The 14,528-nt window shown below is 53.8% G+C and carries 14 protein-coding genes; 10 read left to right on the plus strand and 4 right to left on the minus strand.

Annotated features, from left to right (window positions below; translation table 11 throughout):
* Window positions 1–330 precede the first annotated feature (330 nt).
* Complete coding sequence (locus tag ACTJJA_RS17755) at window positions 331–996, plus strand: response regulator transcription factor (protein WP_440668830.1); 666 nt, start codon at window positions 331–333, stop codon at window positions 994–996.
* A gap of 23 nt (window positions 997–1,019) precedes the next feature.
* On the opposite strand, the gene ACTJJA_RS17760 is transcribed toward ACTJJA_RS17755, so the two are convergent.
* Genes ACTJJA_RS17760 through ACTJJA_RS17775 form a run of 4 tightly spaced genes read right to left on the minus strand, consistent with a single transcriptional unit; the run spans window position 1,020 to window position 5,937 of the window.
* The gene (locus ACTJJA_RS17760; protein WP_047347476.1) at window positions 1,020–2,084 is read right to left on the minus strand and encodes a fimbrial protein; all 1,065 of its coding nucleotides are present in this window, start codon (window positions 2,082–2,084) and stop codon (window positions 1,020–1,022) included.
* Between the two features lie 12 nt (window positions 2,085–2,096).
* The gene (locus tag ACTJJA_RS17765; protein ID WP_440668831.1) at window positions 2,097–4,592 is read right to left on the minus strand and encodes a fimbria/pilus outer membrane usher protein; all 2,496 of its coding nucleotides are present in this window, start codon (window positions 4,590–4,592) and stop codon (window positions 2,097–2,099) included.
* Window positions 4,593–4,607: 15 nt separating this feature from the next.
* Window positions 4,608–5,300: a fimbrial biogenesis chaperone gene (locus ACTJJA_RS17770; RefSeq protein WP_440668832.1), complete on the minus strand. Its 693-nt coding sequence runs from the start codon at window positions 5,298–5,300 to the stop codon at window positions 4,608–4,610.
* 52 nt (window positions 5,301–5,352) lie between these two features.
* Window positions 5,353–5,937, minus strand: coding sequence for a fimbrial protein (locus ACTJJA_RS17775; protein WP_440668833.1), 585 nt, complete (start codon window positions 5,935–5,937; stop codon window positions 5,353–5,355).
* Window positions 5,938–6,311: 374 nt separating this feature from the next.
* On the opposite strand from ACTJJA_RS17775, the gene ACTJJA_RS17780 reads away from it, so the two are divergent.
* The 9 genes from ACTJJA_RS17780 to ACTJJA_RS17820 all read left to right on the plus strand — a co-directional run bounded on the left by ACTJJA_RS17780 (window position 6,312) and on the right by ACTJJA_RS17820 (window position 14,492).
* A complete protein-coding gene (locus tag ACTJJA_RS17780) occupies window positions 6,312–7,112 on the plus strand; it encodes a transcriptional regulator (protein WP_063957955.1) in 801 nt (266 codons plus the stop codon).
* A 4-nt stretch (window positions 7,113–7,116) separates the two neighbouring features.
* Entirely contained in the window at window positions 7,117–7,602 is a 486-nt protein-coding gene (locus ACTJJA_RS17785) for a hypothetical protein (RefSeq protein ID WP_440668834.1), read from the plus strand.
* Window positions 7,603–7,832: 230 nt separating this feature from the next.
* Window positions 7,833–8,456 carry a common pilus major fimbrillin subunit EcpA gene (locus tag ACTJJA_RS17790; RefSeq protein WP_059310291.1) on the plus strand — a complete coding sequence of 208 codons (624 nt, stop codon included), beginning with the start codon at window positions 7,833–7,835 and terminating at the stop codon, window positions 8,454–8,456.
* A gap of 45 nt (window positions 8,457–8,501) precedes the next feature.
* A complete protein-coding gene (locus ACTJJA_RS17795; RefSeq protein WP_440668835.1) occupies window positions 8,502–9,179 on the plus strand; it encodes a pilus assembly protein in 678 nt (225 codons plus the stop codon).
* A gap of 6 nt (window positions 9,180–9,185) precedes the next feature.
* On the plus strand, window positions 9,186–11,780 hold the full coding sequence (locus tag ACTJJA_RS17800; protein ID WP_440668836.1) for a CS1-pili formation C-terminal domain-containing protein: 2,595 nt from the start codon (window positions 9,186–9,188) through the stop codon (window positions 11,778–11,780).
* Window positions 11,758–13,356, plus strand: a complete 1,599-nt coding sequence (locus tag ACTJJA_RS17805; RefSeq protein WP_440668837.1) for a receptor — start codon at window positions 11,758–11,760, stop codon at window positions 13,354–13,356. The genes ACTJJA_RS17800 and ACTJJA_RS17805 overlap by 23 nt, the downstream gene beginning before the upstream one ends.
* Window positions 13,357–14,016 (plus strand): hypothetical protein, encoded by a 660-nt coding sequence (locus ACTJJA_RS17810; RefSeq protein WP_440668838.1) that lies wholly within the window; start codon window positions 13,357–13,359, stop codon window positions 14,014–14,016.
* Between the two features lie 72 nt (window positions 14,017–14,088).
* Window positions 14,089–14,283: a hypothetical protein gene (locus ACTJJA_RS17815; RefSeq protein WP_013094846.1), complete on the plus strand. Its 195-nt coding sequence runs from the start codon at window positions 14,089–14,091 to the stop codon at window positions 14,281–14,283.
* 23 nt (window positions 14,284–14,306) lie between these two features.
* Entirely contained in the window at window positions 14,307–14,492 is a 186-nt protein-coding gene (locus ACTJJA_RS17820) for a hypothetical protein (RefSeq protein WP_001196016.1), read from the plus strand.
* The last annotated feature ends 36 nt before the right edge of the window (window positions 14,493–14,528 follow it).

Consider the following 14,528-nt stretch of genomic DNA (forward strand, 5'->3'; position numbering starts at 1 on the left):
AGGATGTTTTTTATTAGAGGGAAATAAAATTCAAAAAATATTTTAATGTCAGAACCAATATGTTTAATCTTCTTATAATATTGCAAACAGGTTTTTATGCTGAAAAATAACGAAAGTTAAGATTTGGTCTGGTTCGGGATGGCCGTGCAGGCCGGTTTTTGCGTGGGTTATGCCTCTTTCGGTCCCGGAAATCCTTACCTCAGGCTATTGTTTTCCCCCGTTGCGGATTTTTATCGGCCCAGGCGTTAAAATCCTGGCGGGAATAAGTTGTGAGCGTGGTTTTATTAAATTACTATCTCTCTCCTTTATTCGCGTTAACAATGAAATAATATGATTTATTCTGAATTAACCGTCAGGGTTATTGTGTTTTATCGGGTCAATATTCTGCAGGAGATGATAAGCGATGCGCTGCAGAAATTACTGCCTGAATATTCCCTGCACATATCGATAGTTGAATCAACAGAGCAGCTCTTTGATGCGATTATCGATCGCCAGGTCGATATAGTGATAACGGAGTTCAGCTATCTGTTTAATCATAACGCCTGGGGAGTGCAAACCAGTAACAGGCTTAATATGTTGTGTCATACGCATAACGTAAAGCGCGTGCTTTTTGTTCCGGAACTACAGTACGGGCTATTAAAAAAAGTGCTGGAGATGAAGTACGAGCTGACGCTTTCTCTGCAGGACGAGCCCGGGGAGCTGAAAACGGAATTACGGGCGCTGCTGACGACAGAGGACGTTAAGCCGCGGATCTCATCCTTTCTGAAGGGGATGATGCGCGCCGGCGCGCGCTCGCGCTCGGTGCTTTCCGCCCGGGAATGGGAGGTTCTTCATCTTATTGTGGAAGGCTACACGGTGACGGAAATTGCCCAGCTGCGAAGCCGCTCTGCCAGTACCATCGCCACCCAAAAGCACAATGCGATGAAGAAGCTCAACCTCGCCAACCACAGTGAACTGATCAGGTACCTGCAGATGGCGGGGAAAATCGGGAACTAAGCGATGATGTTCCGGACTGCGTATTACGGATAGATAATATTCAGCGTGGCCGAGGTATTCAGCTTGCCCTGGGTGACTTTCCCCGGCGCCCAGACATAATACGACGCCGCCATCGGCAGGGTGAAGGTCTTGTTTAGTGCCCCGCCTGCCGCCACGCTAAACAGCAGCGTGGCGTTTCCACGGCTGGTGGTGGAGGTTGAGAAAACAACCGGCAGCTGCGGGTTGTTCCGCTGAATCAGCCGCAGGCCAACGCCCTGCGCGGCGCTGCTGCTGGTATCAACCAGTACCGAGCTGTCGGTAGAGAGCAGCTGATTGCTGGAGAGGAACATCTCGATGGCCCGGTCAGAACTGCCGTTCGCGCTCAGGTTCTGGCAGCTCATGTTAAGCGTGAAGGGGGTCAGCCCAGGCTGAGAAGAGGCGCTAAGCTGGGGAATGCCGAGCGTAGGCAGAGTCACCGTCAGCCCCGCGTTGTCAAACGAGCAGGTCGTCAGCTTCGGCGCATATTTAATGGTCATCGGCTGACCAAACATGTCGCGGTTATCGTATGGCCACTTAAAGCCGTTAAATAGCCACTGCACAATTTTCACCAGCTGGTTTATCGGCCAGGTAATGATCTCCCACAGCGACATGCCGCTCATATCGCTGACGAACAGCACGTCGCTCATGGTCGCCGTGTCGCCCGTAAGGGTGGTGCCGCTCTGGTTTACCAGCGTAAAGCGCACGGTGAAAGGGGTATTCAGCTCTGAAGCCGTATGGTTACCGCTGGCGGCCAGCGTCTTGTTGGGATGCGTGCTGGTGATCTCCGCCCGCACCATATATTTATTGTTACTGAAGCCCAGAATGGTGGCGTAGTTACTGTCGGTCGAGAGGATCGGCGTGTAGGAAAACTCGCTGTTGCCGGTTGAGCAGTTGAACGATCCGCTGTACTGGGTGGTGAAGCTTCCGGTCCAGGTTGGCGTGGCCGGCGTGAGCTTATCCGACAGGTCGACGCTGATTGGCGGGCCATAGGAAATGCTGCCTCCGGAGCAGGTGGCATAGCTTGCCCCGCTGACGCAGGCGAGAAACAGAAAGGTCAGTAACCGTATCATGTTGATGTTCCGTTAGTTATGGCAAACAGAAGGCGGGCTTTCCAGCCCCCACGCCGGTGCGGCGATATTGCAGTTTCCGCCACGCAGGTGGACGTTAAGCGCGCGTGGCGGCTCTTCCGCGCGGATGTAGAGCACGCTGGCCTGGCCGACATACCCCACCGACTCGCCGCGCTCGTTCAGCACTTCGGTACCAAACGGCAGCGGCGCCCCGTCTGGACGGGTGGCGCGAAGCATCCAGGACTGGCGCTGGTCGGTGTCGAAGCGGATGTAATTCACCGCGCCATCGTACGGGGCGACGTTAGCGATGTTGCCGCGCACTTCTGCCCCACGGCTGTTTGCCGTTTCGGACAGGGTAATGGCGTTTTTACGGTACGGCGTGGCGTAAGGGACCAGCGCCACGCCGTCACGGTTGGTCACGATACTTTCATCTCCGTTGACCATCAGTCCTTCCGCCTTAGGGGCATCGACAATCGTCATGGTGGTGCCGGTTTCGTTCGAGGCAAGCAGATGCCACGGCACGGCGACCAGGCTGCCGCGCCCGTTCAGTCCGGTCTGGCGGTAGTCGGAGGACTCGCTGTATGAACCCCCCAGCGTGGCGAAGTTCGAACGGTATGCAGTATTCACGCTGGCCGTGTTGTTCCCGCCCCGGGCATTGCTGCCGGAGAGCGTATAGCTCAGGCGGTTCGACTCCAGCGCGTTGCCGCTTATGCTGATATTGCTCTGCTCATAATGCGAGTCGCTGGCCGTCAGGCTGGAGGTGATCCACGCGTTGTTATCAAACGCTGAGAACGGCAGGCTGAGGGAGAGGTAAAAACGCGTCTCCTCTTCACGCTCGCTGTTGCGCACCCGGCTGGCGGAGACGGTGTAGCTGGCCCGGCCGATGGCGTTGGAATAACCTGCCTGGTATTCGCGCGAGGTTTGCGTGGCGTTCCAGTAGTCGCGCTGCGTGCCGGAGATAAATACCGTGCCCCAGTTATTGAGCAGACGCTGGTTCAGGTTTAGGGTGAAGGTATTTTTAGGCTGCGCGGCGCGCAGGGCATCCCAGGTGCTCATCGTCATCTCCGGGGCGACCCCGAAGCGATCCTTATAGTCGTCATACTGCGCTTTCAGGCGCTGATACCCTTCACGGGAGTAGAGCGCGTCGCTAAAGCTGTAATAGCCTTTTGTGGAATAGCGGTAGGCCGCCAGCGTGAAGTTGGTGGCTGTCGTATCGATAAACTTACTGTACGACACGCGAAAGCTTTGGCCGCTGTCGGTTCTGTCCTGCAGCGTCGTCTTGGCATGGGTGACGTCCACGGAGACCGCGCCGAACGGCAAATTCCAGCCGGTGCCGATAAGCCCGGCCTGATAATTGTCGCTCACGATCGTACCGGTATACCCGGTTATCAGGTTATTAAAGCCATAGCGCAGCGTGGCCTGCAGGAAGGCCGGTTCCGCCTCGACGGTGTTCTGATGGACTTTACCCGCGATCATGCTGTACTCGCTCACGCCCTCTTTGAGCATGCCGGGCACGGCAGAGAAGGGCACCGTGAAGGATTGCTGTGAACCGTCAGCTTCGCGCACGACCACCAGCAGGTCGCCGGCCGACCCGGTCGGCTGAATGCTGTCGAGGGTAAACTGGCCCGGCGGAACGTTTTCCTGATAGATGACGTTGCCGTTCTGGATCACTTTTACCAGGGCGTTGGTGCGCGCCACCCCGTGCACTACCGGCGAAAAGCCTTGCTGCGAGTTGGGACGCATTTTGATATCTGACGCCAGCGAGACGCCGCGCACGCGCAGGGAATCAAACAGATCGCCCGGAATATAAAAGTCACCCAGCGTCAGGTTAGATTTCAGCGCCGCCAGCGGGCGACGCAGGTAGCGGGTATTGTTTTGCCAGCTGCTGTCGCCGCTTGCGGATTTGCGCCAGGTGCTGCTGTCGCGAAACTGCCAGCCCAGCAGGTTGGCACCGGAATCCAGCCCGGCGTAAAAATCATCGTTGGTCTCTTTCGCTGAGCCTTTCGTCCGCGTGTTGTACCAGGTGGTGTTCCAGGAGAGCATGAGCGCCGGGATCCCTTCATCCCAGAACTGAGGCGCAACGTAGCCCTCTTCCGTGTGCAGCACGGCCGCCTGTGGCACGGTGAGCGCCAGGCTCAGGGTGCCGGTATCCGTTTTCACCTCGCCACCCTGAACGAGATCGTGCAGTTGCACCTGTCCCTGAGCAATTGCGGGCGCCGGAATCGCTTTGGTGTTGATCCCCAGCATCAGGGCATCTTTCCATGCAAGGCGAACTTCATCACGCTGTTCGCCATAGGTCACCGTGTAGCGTCCCTTCCAGTCCCCGTTGACGTAAATATCCATCTCCTGCGGGCCGGCAGGCATGGCGTTGTTTTCGTAAAAACGTGACAGATCGGACTCGCCGGATGCGCCAGCAAGCAGGGAAGTATCAAACGATACCGCACCCGATTTATGCGAAAGCAGAAGCGAGCAGACAGCCAACATGCAGAGCCTGTTTTGTTTCAATTTCATGGCGAGTCTTTCCGGTCACTGGCTGATAAGCGTGCGGGTTTTGTAAGCACCCAAATCGTCTACATACATCAGCTGGTAGGTTTGGTCGCGCGTCACCGCGCTTTTGGTTGCCACGGTGAGCTGACCAAATGGCGATACCATCGGTGATTCCTGCAATAATTTGCTTTTACCCTGAGAAATATTGGCAACGGTAATATGGAAAGGGCTCTCATTTACGATGCGGAACTGTTTGCCGCTGGCAATCAGCGTCAGTTTTCCCGTCGCGTCGTCCAGCGTGCCGGTTAACGCGGCCGGGCGGTAAAACATTTTGATGCGAGATTTAATCGCCAGCTGAACGGTATTCTGGTTTTGCACATTTTCCGGCTTCGGTGGAATATCAAGCACGTTCAGGAAAAAGACCGACTCGCGATCGGCAGGCAAATTGGCAGGCAGCTTTTTAATGCGCAGTTGCTGACCATTATGTTCGTTGACCTTCACCACCGGCGGGGATAAAAGAAAAGGTACTTTTGCCGTTTCCGGCGTCGAATTAATATCACCGTCATCGATCCATGACTGCACCAGCGCAGGGGCATCTCCCGTATTGATTAACTGAACAATAACCTCTTTGTTATTCTCAGGATAAAGAACACGCGTGCCATTAATAACAATATTGGCCCATGAGTAGCCCGTGCCGAGCAGCAGGAATGCCAGCAAAATAACCTTACGCATAATGGTAACCTTAAAAACAGGCTCCGCAGAAACGAAGCCTGATTAACTGAAATTACAGGTAGGAAATGGTGTACGTCACGTTAGAGCTCAATGCACCGACCGTTGCGGCAGCGGCATTGGTTTTATAGTAATAAACGTCCAGCGTCAGCGTTTCAGAATCTGGCGCCGCTGCAGTACCCATAATGCTGGTGGTGTAAGCCTGATTGAGCGTAACAGGCGTTGATTTACCCGGCTCCACTAATGCGAAACCTACGTTACGGGCCACGCTTGCGTCACTTTCATTTACGCTGTTATTCAGCAGGTATTTACCGTCGGTAGAAATATTATCGGCGCTGGAGAAGTACACTTTCAGCGGCGTGCCGGTCGTGCCCGCAGCAGGCGTACAGCCCGAGAAGGTTAACGAAATGGATTTTTTATTTTTCGTAATCAGGCCGACCGTGGTTCCGGCATCCTTAACCGAAATTGGGGAGAGGGCGACGGTCATATCCGCGCTTTTTCCGCCATTAATCGTACAGGTGGTATCGGTAATAGCACCGGTAAAGTTAATTACGCCACCTGCTGAGTTATCAGCGGCAATCGCCTGAGTAGAAGCAATGGCTGCGGCAAGCACAGATACGGTCATGATCGTTTTGAGCATGATAAACTCCATAATATTTTGTTTTATATAAAAAAGAATGTTTCCTGGCTACGCAACACACTGTTACCGGCTAGCGGGCATAGCGACCTGAGTACGAGCCTTGACGATATTATGTTGCATCAAAAAGATACATAACAAAACATTATTCCGATTATGTGCATATTATAAGATTATAATCTTGCTATAATGTTTTTTTTAAGATCATAACCTAAACACCTTCATTCGGAGTTCCTGATTAATGAATTAATAATTGTTAATTTATGAAGTTTTCTATGCCGCTTGCTCAAATAATATTTGATGACTTGACCACACACTCTTTAGACCTATTATTGCGGGACAAATACAGTCGTTTATAACAGTGGTGTAATAATCATATGAAGTATCTTATTGATCTCGCAATGCTTTATGAAGTGGACTCCGGTGTGATCATGATTAATGGAGAAGAGGAATCTTCGATTAAGTTATCCAACCAGGCGGCACGGTTGTTATATGAACTTATCATTAATAATGGCAAAACCCTCGACAGGGACGACCTGATTAAGAAAGTATGGGAAGACCGCGGCTTTTCCGGCTCCTCGGTCAGCCTTAATGTCGCCATAAGTGAAATTAGAAAAGCCTTTCGCAGTTTAGGGCGCGATCCTCTGCTGATTAAAACAATTCGTGGTAAAGGGTTTAGCCTGGCCGCACATATAGAACATCACACGGTAAGGCCACCCGTTTCTGCTCCGGAGAAAATCGTGGCGGAGGCGCCCGACGTGGTGACTCAACAGCGAGACCCGCCTGCGCGCCTGCGTCGTCGGGACAGCGGCTTTACCACGCTGTGCGTAATGGCGCTGGTCGTCATTGCCGGCATTGCTGCGCTTTTTTTCTATCAAAACATGCGCGTGGCAGAGCGCCCGAAAGAGTCTGATATCCATCTGCTGGGCAAAATCGATCGCTGTACGGTTTATCTTATCGATAAGGACATGTATCAGCCGCAACAGGCTTACTTTAGCCGGGCCAAAGAGGCCATTATCCGTCAACAAATAGACTGCGAACATCAGGCTGCTGATGCGTATTATTCAAATTTTAAAAAGTCACAGCTGGAAAATGATTTCCTGGCTGTCTGTTATCAGCAGGACAGCGGCGATGGCTATAAAAATTGTACCTCTTACAGAAGCCTGACAGGGAGTTAAGAACATGTCAAAGAGATACCTGAGCGTATTATTGGGTGTAGTACTGCTGCTTTCTGTTATCGCCATTGTCCTGTTTTACCCTGAAAAAAACCAGGAGGAGGGATTTGGCTGCCAGTCAGATACAATTTCCAGGAAAAGCTATTCGTCAGGAGAGTCAACGGGTCTGTCGCTAACGACGTTGCTTCTCTTTAATAGCAGCGATCGTATCACGGTGATCCATAAAGGCGTATTCATCCGCGGAGAGAAGCACTTTTTGATTGACCGCAACTATGTGCTGAATGTTGAGAAAGTGGCTGGCAGTGATATTTACTATATTAAAGGAAAAAAACTGCACAAATCTGATGATGATGCTGCACCGGATGGAATAGTCAATGAGCTGCTACTGGACAATATCGACTTCTTTTATGTTACCCGGGTTAAAAGTCATGCCTGGCTAATTAAAGGGCTGGTGTTGCCTGTAATGATGTGTATGGCCGTACCGACATCCTGATATTACGGCAAAGTAATAAGAATAGATGTTTGTCTATTAATCAAAAAGTCTCAAGTTTATTCATTATGTAACAACAAGATGCAAATGCATTCTGTTTTTTTTCATCCTTTCCCGTAGGCAGGATGAAATTTTCTGTATTGCCTCGTTATTTTTGGGGTGACTATACTCCGCCTCGAAAAAGGGGCTCCCCTTTTTTAAACATCTGGATTCTTTTTTGAAGGACTAAATAAATGAACAAACTGAACGCTATCGTTCTGGGCTCACTGCTGTCACTTTCTGCCCTGAGCGCTGTTAATGCAGCGGAAACTACCGCTTCTGCAACCTGGCAGGCTTCTGCAACGAAAGACAGCGATTCCGATCTGGTTGTCACGCCGACGCGTGCCCTTAACTTCGTTTATAGCGCAAGCTCGAAAGCCTTTAACACCGACACCGGTCTGTTTGATGTGGCTATTCGTGGTGACCACTCTTCAGCGACCAGCTTCAAACTGGAAGCGATTGTTGACGACTCTGACAACACCCTGTTCAGCGTTGGCGGCGAATCAACCAAGCTGAAAGTGGGCGCGCGCTTTGGCGGGACCGATCTGGGCTCAATCGGTGGCACAGTGGGTGCGAAATCAACGGCATGGACGACCCTGGTTGACTCTTCAAACAACACCGGCGTCTCTTCTGGCCTGTGGAACCTGACCACCAGCGCAGGTGCGGCGGCGAATACCGAAGTGACCGGCCAGGACAAATTTGTGTTCTACGTCGATTCTGCACAGGACAGCACCGGTGCGGCGAAAGAGTTCAAAGACCTGACCAACAGCCTGTGGGAAGGTACTGTGTCCGTTGCGTTCCGCGCAACCTGGGGCTAAGAGCTGACAGTTACAGGGGCGTAAGCCCCTGTTTAGGGAAATATCATGTTTAGCCTCAAATCCATCTTCTTCTTTTTACTCTTTGTCTCTTCCTCCGCGCTGGCAATTAATGTGGGCAAAGTCACCACCATTATTCCTGCCGATGCCGACTCCACCGCCAAGGAATTAAAAAACGAAGCGGACAGCGTGCGCATTATTTCCATCAGCGCCCAGCGTATCAGCAGCCCGATGGATGAAGGCATTGTCATTAACCCGGAGAAAATCGACGAACTGCTGCTGACGCCCACGCGCATGGTTATGCCCGCCGGCACCAGCAATATCGTCAAATTTTACTACCACGGCAAGGCCGATGACCGGGAGCGCTACTACCGCGTGACCTTCATTGATGAAGGGGTCAGCGAAGATCTCGATAACGGCTCGCAAAAGAATGGCAAAGGGATGACCCGCGCCGTGGTGAGCACCATTCTGGTGGTACAGCCCCGGAAGAAGAACGTCGATTACGTCTACGTGGCCGGAAAAATAACCAATAAAGGCAATACCGCGTTTCGCGTGAATGCGAGCGGGACATGCCTGAAACCCAACCCGGAATCACCGACCACACCGTGCGTTAAAAACTTCTACCTGATGCCGGGTACCTCACGCGCGATCGACGATATCAACGTTACGGACAGCCATTTTCATCTCGGAATTTGGGACCTGAAACAGTTCATTCCTGTTAAGTAAGGATGCATGGTGAAAAATAAATTAGTGTTGCCGGTGATGATGGCGTGCACATCCGGCCTCCTGCCCGCGTATGCGCATGCTGCCTCCAGCTCCGTGGTTATCGCTAATTACCGTTTTCCCGACTCGCTCTATGCTCTGCTGGAGCAGGGGATCAAAATCCCTGTTTATTTGGTCAATACCCGCCCGAATGCCGCGCAAAAGGCGAGCGGCGCGCGTGACGTGAGCGAATATGTCCGTATTGGCGACGTGACGATTTACGCGAAAGATCGGCAGCTCGGGCTGCGCGACGTGCAGGTCCAGGAGTCTGATAACGGTATTCGTCTGTCGAAAGAGATGCGGACGTTGCTGCAAAGCATCAGCGGCAAACAGTTCGACGAGCAAATGCGTATTCCGGTGAGCGCCGGGTCGGCGTTTGAGCTGGACCAGAAAAAGATGCGTCTGCTGCTGAACCTCTCCCAGCGCGATTACGGGGTCAACATTCGTCCCCGTGAAGTGGATATCGATGCCCCTGAATCAGACGATCTGAGCGGTACGCTCTCCTATAACCTTGGCGCGTATCATACCGAGAGCGGCTACGGCGACAGCTGGTCGTCCGGCTATCTCAACGCCAAAAGCTGGATCTCGATGGGGGTCGATCATCTGCTGGTCGATGGCTCTGGCTACGTTAACGAAAGCAGCAGCGACACCCAGATGAACGCGGTGATGTGGGAACGTGACTATCAGGGCATGCGCTACGCCGCCGGGATGCTGAACGGCTGGGCGATGCAGTCGCTGGCCAGCGTCAGCGGTATTTCCGGTGGCGAAGTGTACGGCGTGTCGGTGGGCAACCAGGCTAACTCGCGCAAGCGGGACAATACCCTCTCCCTGACGCCGGTGGTGGTCTATTTCCCGACGGCCGGGGAAGCCCGTATTCGCCGCGACGGCCAGCTTATTGGCATTCAGCGCTTTGACGTGGGTAACCACGAAATCGACACCAGCGCGCTGCCCTACGGTATCTACAGCGTGGAAGTGGAAGTGGTCAGCGGCAGCCGCACCGTGTCGCGCAGCATGTACACGGTGAACAAACCCTTCAGCAATAACGTGTCGGAGTCGCTGCGCTGGCAGACGTGGGGCGGTATTTATAGCCGCGACAAATCCGTCGTCAACTACAAGAAGTATGCCAAACGGAAAAACGAGCAGGACAACAGCTACTACTACGATTACGACACTAAGCACAAAGACACCATGTCGCTGGTCGGCACCTCCTTCAGCAAGCGCAGCGGGATGATCGACTGGAACGCGTCCGGCTACATGATGCGCGAACACGTGGTCAGCGAACTGTGGGCCTCCCTGAACCTGACCGGGTATTTCTCGGTGAACACCCAGACGATGGCCGCCTCGGACGGCACGTACCGCGCCAACTACGGGGCTAACGTCAGCCTGCCGTGGAATATCGGTTCGGTCTGGTACTCCCACGAGCAGCTCTCCAGCGGCAAGTTCCTCGATATCTATGAAAACAAAGGCAACACGTGGGGCGCATCGTTCAGCCTGCCGTCGTTTGGCCTGCCTTCCGCCGGTAACCTGAGCCTGATGCGGCAGGAAGACGACGTATACCGCTATAAACGCTATCAGATTGACTACTCCCAGGGGCTGTACGCCGGTCGTTACGGCACGGCGCGCCTGCGGGTGGGCATGTCGCGCAATAAGTACGAAGGGTACTACGAAGAGAAAGACCGCTACGTGATGCTCGACTTCGCCATCCCGCTGGGTAACACCGTCTCCGTGGGCGTGTCGCATAACCGCGATACCGGCACGGCGCTCAACGTCAGCGCCAGCCGCCAGTTCGAAGGGGATTACCTGAAGTCGGTCACCGCCAACGTCTCAAGAGCCTTCAGCAGCAACCAGGATCGCACGGTGAGCGGCGGCGGCAGCGTCAGCTTCGACACGCCGTGGAACAGCAACATCCTCAGCGTGCAGAGCGGCACCAGCAAGGGCTGGAACTCCACGCTGACCAGCGACGGCAGCGTCGGCTGGTCAAAAGAAGCGATAGCGGCAGGTAAAGGGACCGACAGCGCAGGGGTGATTGTCAGCACCGGACTGAAGTCCGACGAGTCGCTCACGCTGAAGCTGAACGGCCGCACGGAGCGCATTAAGGGCGATAAAACCTGGCTGTCGTTGCCGGCCTATCAGGCCTATGACCTGGAGGTGATGAACAGCGAAACCGGGACCGAAAGCTATGACATCGGCGCGAATGCCCGTCGGCATATCACGGTCTACCCGGGTAACACGGTGGTGATGAAGCCGCAGGTGAAAAAAATCGTCACCCTGTTTGGTCGCCTTGTCGATGCCAGCGGCAACCCGGTGAGCGCCACGCAAATCAAAAACCACGTCGGGCTGACCCGCACGGAAAACGACGGTCGCTTCGTGATTGACGTGGACAAGAATAATCCGGTGCTCAGCATTGCCACGCCGGACGACAGCGTCTGCGAGGTGCGTCTGGATATCGAGTCCAACCGCGGCGCGCTGTGGCTTGGGGACATCTCCTGCGATAAGGGCGATTTCGTCTGGCAGGAAGCAAAAGGAACGCGGGAACGTGAAGATGAAAAAGATATTCGCTCTTAATCTGCTGCTGATTAGCGCGGCTGCTCAGGCGCAGCAGATGCCCTATTTTGCGATCAACAACCCGGACAACAACGGGACGGGCAACACGGCGGCGCTGTTTAGCCTGAACAGCACCTCAACCGCGTTTTTACACGGATCGCGCGAGTGGCCGACCCTGAGCGCCAAAACCAACAACGGGATTGCCAGCTACATTCCGGACAACAGCTTTACCGGCCCTGCGGGCAGCGCGCTGACCATCAACTTCAGCGTTACCGGCTCCAGCGCCTCGCCGTTCTTTAAGGGCACCGCGTGCTCTTCAAGCTGCGGCACCACGGGCTATTCCGCGGCGACAAGCTATACCGACACCGCTATGGTGGTAAAACCGCCGATCGTCGAACCCGGCACCTCCTATGGCCGCTGGGTGCTGGGGGATCCGTTCTTTAACTATCTGCTCAATGCGGCTCCTGGCAACGAGGTGACCATTACCTCCACGCCGCAGATCACCTCTATCAATAAGGTGACCACCACCAACACGCTGCACAAGGTGGGGACGTTGACCATGACCAACTCGCGGGCGCTGGATCTGGGGATAGACCCGATCAGCGGCGAGGTCACGATTGTGGATGGTTCCACCGGGGCGACCTGCACCAAATACACCCGCAATACGGTGTCGGGCGTGCTCTGTTCGCTGCTGGAATATACTTTCGTTGGCGAAGATATCACCGGCTATAACCCGGGCCTGGCGCTGACGTCATCCCGCGTAAACGGCGTGCTGCAGTCGCACATGAGCGGCGGAACGGGTCTGGCGGCGGAAATCACCTTCGACGAGAGCAACTGGTACAGCATCTCCGGCGGTATTTTGAGCGATACCCGCGTGCTGGCGAATACCTTCCTCGCCGCGCCGCAAAAAAACGGCGGCAAGGCCAACCTTAAAATCTTTTTACCGAAGGCGCTGATTTTGAGCGTGGCGCAGGCGGGGGATGGCAGCAACATTGGCAATATCGTCAGCCTGTGCCTGACGCCGGGCAACAGTTCGCTGGCGGCGGATTTCTGCTTCCAGCCGGGCGGAGGGCTGGTCATTAACCCTATCCAGCCAGGACTGGCGATTGTGCCGGATAGCCCGGACTACACCCTCGACCCTAACGGCCTTGGCGGCTCCGGAAAAGGAACAATTGGCGAGGCGTCGATTGAGATCCCCTACACCATTACCTACAGCGGCGCGCAGAAAGACGCGGCGATTGCGGTAACGGTGAAGGTCACCGGGCCGACGCAGAGCCTGAACGGCGTGGACTACTGCGCCTTTAGCGGCAACGGCTTCACCGTGCCGATCCCCGGCAACGTGCTGGTGGGCAAAAGCCAAACGCTGAAGGCGCATAACTGCAAGGGCGAAGCGCTGTCCATTCCCGCGCCCGCCACCCATGCGGAAGAGTGGGACAAGATAAGCTCCGGTGTGACGGACATGTGGCTGTGGAAAACGCCGCTCGTGTTGCAGTTTGTGATGAATAACCCGGTATCGAAAACCACCTATGACGGTAATAACTGGTTTGGCGAAGTGACGGCCCAGGGTCGAATTGATGTCAGCGCTTCCTGGAATTAAATGATGATGACTGGAAAATTCCTGGCTATTTTCGCAATAAATTACTTCATTTCTGCAAGCGCAAATGCTTTAATTATTGAAAGTCTAAATATTGATTTTCTACCCGAAAAAGAAGTTGTTTTTCAGCCAATAAAAAACGATACCAGCGTTCGACAGAATTATACTGTTTCGCTTATTCAGGTCGATGTTCCTAAAGAGCACGGAAAAGAGACTGAAATAAAAGATGGCGAGGTGATGTTCTCGCCTAAACAGTTAACGCTGGAGAGCGGCGAGCAGGCCGGTTTTAAGTTTTATTACACCGGCCCGCACGACAGCAAAGAGCGCTATTATCGCGTTAAATTCACCGAGACGCCGCTCCAGGCGCGGGTTGTGATGAGCAAAGGCCAACGCATCCAGTCGGATGTGGTGGTTTCGCTTGAGGCTATTTTAATTGTCCGCCCATGGACAAGACATTTTGATTATGCGTTTAGCAACGGGGTGGTGAGTAATACCGGTAATACCTGGTTTAAATATGTCTCCTCACAGAGGTGTAGCTCACAATATAACGATTCAAAATATGTTCCGCCGGGTCAACGGCTGGAAATAGATAATTACGCGCAGCCAGCAAGGCGGATGATTATTTATGGAAATAAAATCATTCCGCTTTCGAGCTGCCCGTAACAACCGCTTTCCTTCATAAAAGGAAATTAACCTTTGGCGCAAGCTGAAGATTTACAACTACAGGAGAATAAAATGAAAGCGATTTCATTCGTAGAAGCGAAAGACATTATCGGTGGTGCATTAAACCCGTTTGCTGGCCTCGTTAAGGGCGCACAGCTGGGTTACGACACCGGTGCAAGCATCATGGGCATGGTAGGCGGTGTAGTTGGCGGAATTCTGGGTGGCGCGATGGGCTTCCTGGGTGCGCTGGTTGGCAGCTACAACTAATTCAGATTAACAGGAAGACAATCATGCAAGTTATCGATTTCAAAAAAGCACAGGCCATCATCGGTGGTTGGGATCCGTTTGCTGCTGCCATTCAGGGTGCGAGCGCGGGCTATAACGCGGGCAGCCAGATGTTAGGCGCGCTGGGCGGCACCATCGGCGGCGTGTTTGGCCTGGTGGGCGGCTTCATCGGCGGCTTCTTCAGCGCATAAGTTATTGACCTATGCACCTATGGCCCGCATTGCCGG

This window comes from Enterobacter sp. 22452 (assembly GCF_052045065.1).
Lineage (GTDB): Bacteria > Pseudomonadota > Gammaproteobacteria > Enterobacterales > Enterobacteriaceae > Enterobacter > Enterobacter mori.

Coding starts and splice junctions, on each gene's coding strand:
- ACTJJA_RS17800 (WP_440668836.1), top strand. CDS start 9,186: ATGGTGAAAAATAAATTAGTGTTGCCGGTGATGATGGCGTGCACATCC.
- ACTJJA_RS17790 (WP_059310291.1), top strand. CDS start 7,833: ATGAACAAACTGAACGCTATCGTTCTGGGCTCACTGCTGTCACTTTCT.
- ACTJJA_RS17805 (WP_440668837.1), top strand. CDS start 11,758: ATGAAAAAGATATTCGCTCTTAATCTGCTGCTGATTAGCGCGGCTGCT.
- ACTJJA_RS17765 (WP_440668831.1), bottom strand. CDS start 4,592: ATGAAATTGAAACAAAACAGGCTCTGCATGTTGGCTGTCTGCTCGCTT.
- ACTJJA_RS17810 (WP_440668838.1), top strand. CDS start 13,357: ATGATGATGACTGGAAAATTCCTGGCTATTTTCGCAATAAATTACTTC.
- ACTJJA_RS17760 (WP_047347476.1), bottom strand. CDS start 2,084: ATGATACGGTTACTGACCTTTCTGTTTCTCGCCTGCGTCAGCGGGGCA.
- ACTJJA_RS17785 (WP_440668834.1), top strand. CDS start 7,117: ATGTCAAAGAGATACCTGAGCGTATTATTGGGTGTAGTACTGCTGCTT.
- ACTJJA_RS17770 (WP_440668832.1), bottom strand. CDS start 5,300: ATGCGTAAGGTTATTTTGCTGGCATTCCTGCTGCTCGGCACGGGCTAC.
- ACTJJA_RS17795 (WP_440668835.1), top strand. CDS start 8,502: ATGTTTAGCCTCAAATCCATCTTCTTCTTTTTACTCTTTGTCTCTTCC.
- ACTJJA_RS17820 (WP_001196016.1), top strand. CDS start 14,307: ATGCAAGTTATCGATTTCAAAAAAGCACAGGCCATCATCGGTGGTTGG.
- ACTJJA_RS17815 (WP_013094846.1), top strand. CDS start 14,089: ATGAAAGCGATTTCATTCGTAGAAGCGAAAGACATTATCGGTGGTGCA.
- ACTJJA_RS17775 (WP_440668833.1), bottom strand. CDS start 5,937: ATGCTCAAAACGATCATGACCGTATCTGTGCTTGCCGCAGCCATTGCT.
- ACTJJA_RS17780 (WP_063957955.1), top strand. CDS start 6,312: ATGAAGTATCTTATTGATCTCGCAATGCTTTATGAAGTGGACTCCGGT.
- ACTJJA_RS17755 (WP_440668830.1), top strand. CDS start 331: ATGATTTATTCTGAATTAACCGTCAGGGTTATTGTGTTTTATCGGGTC.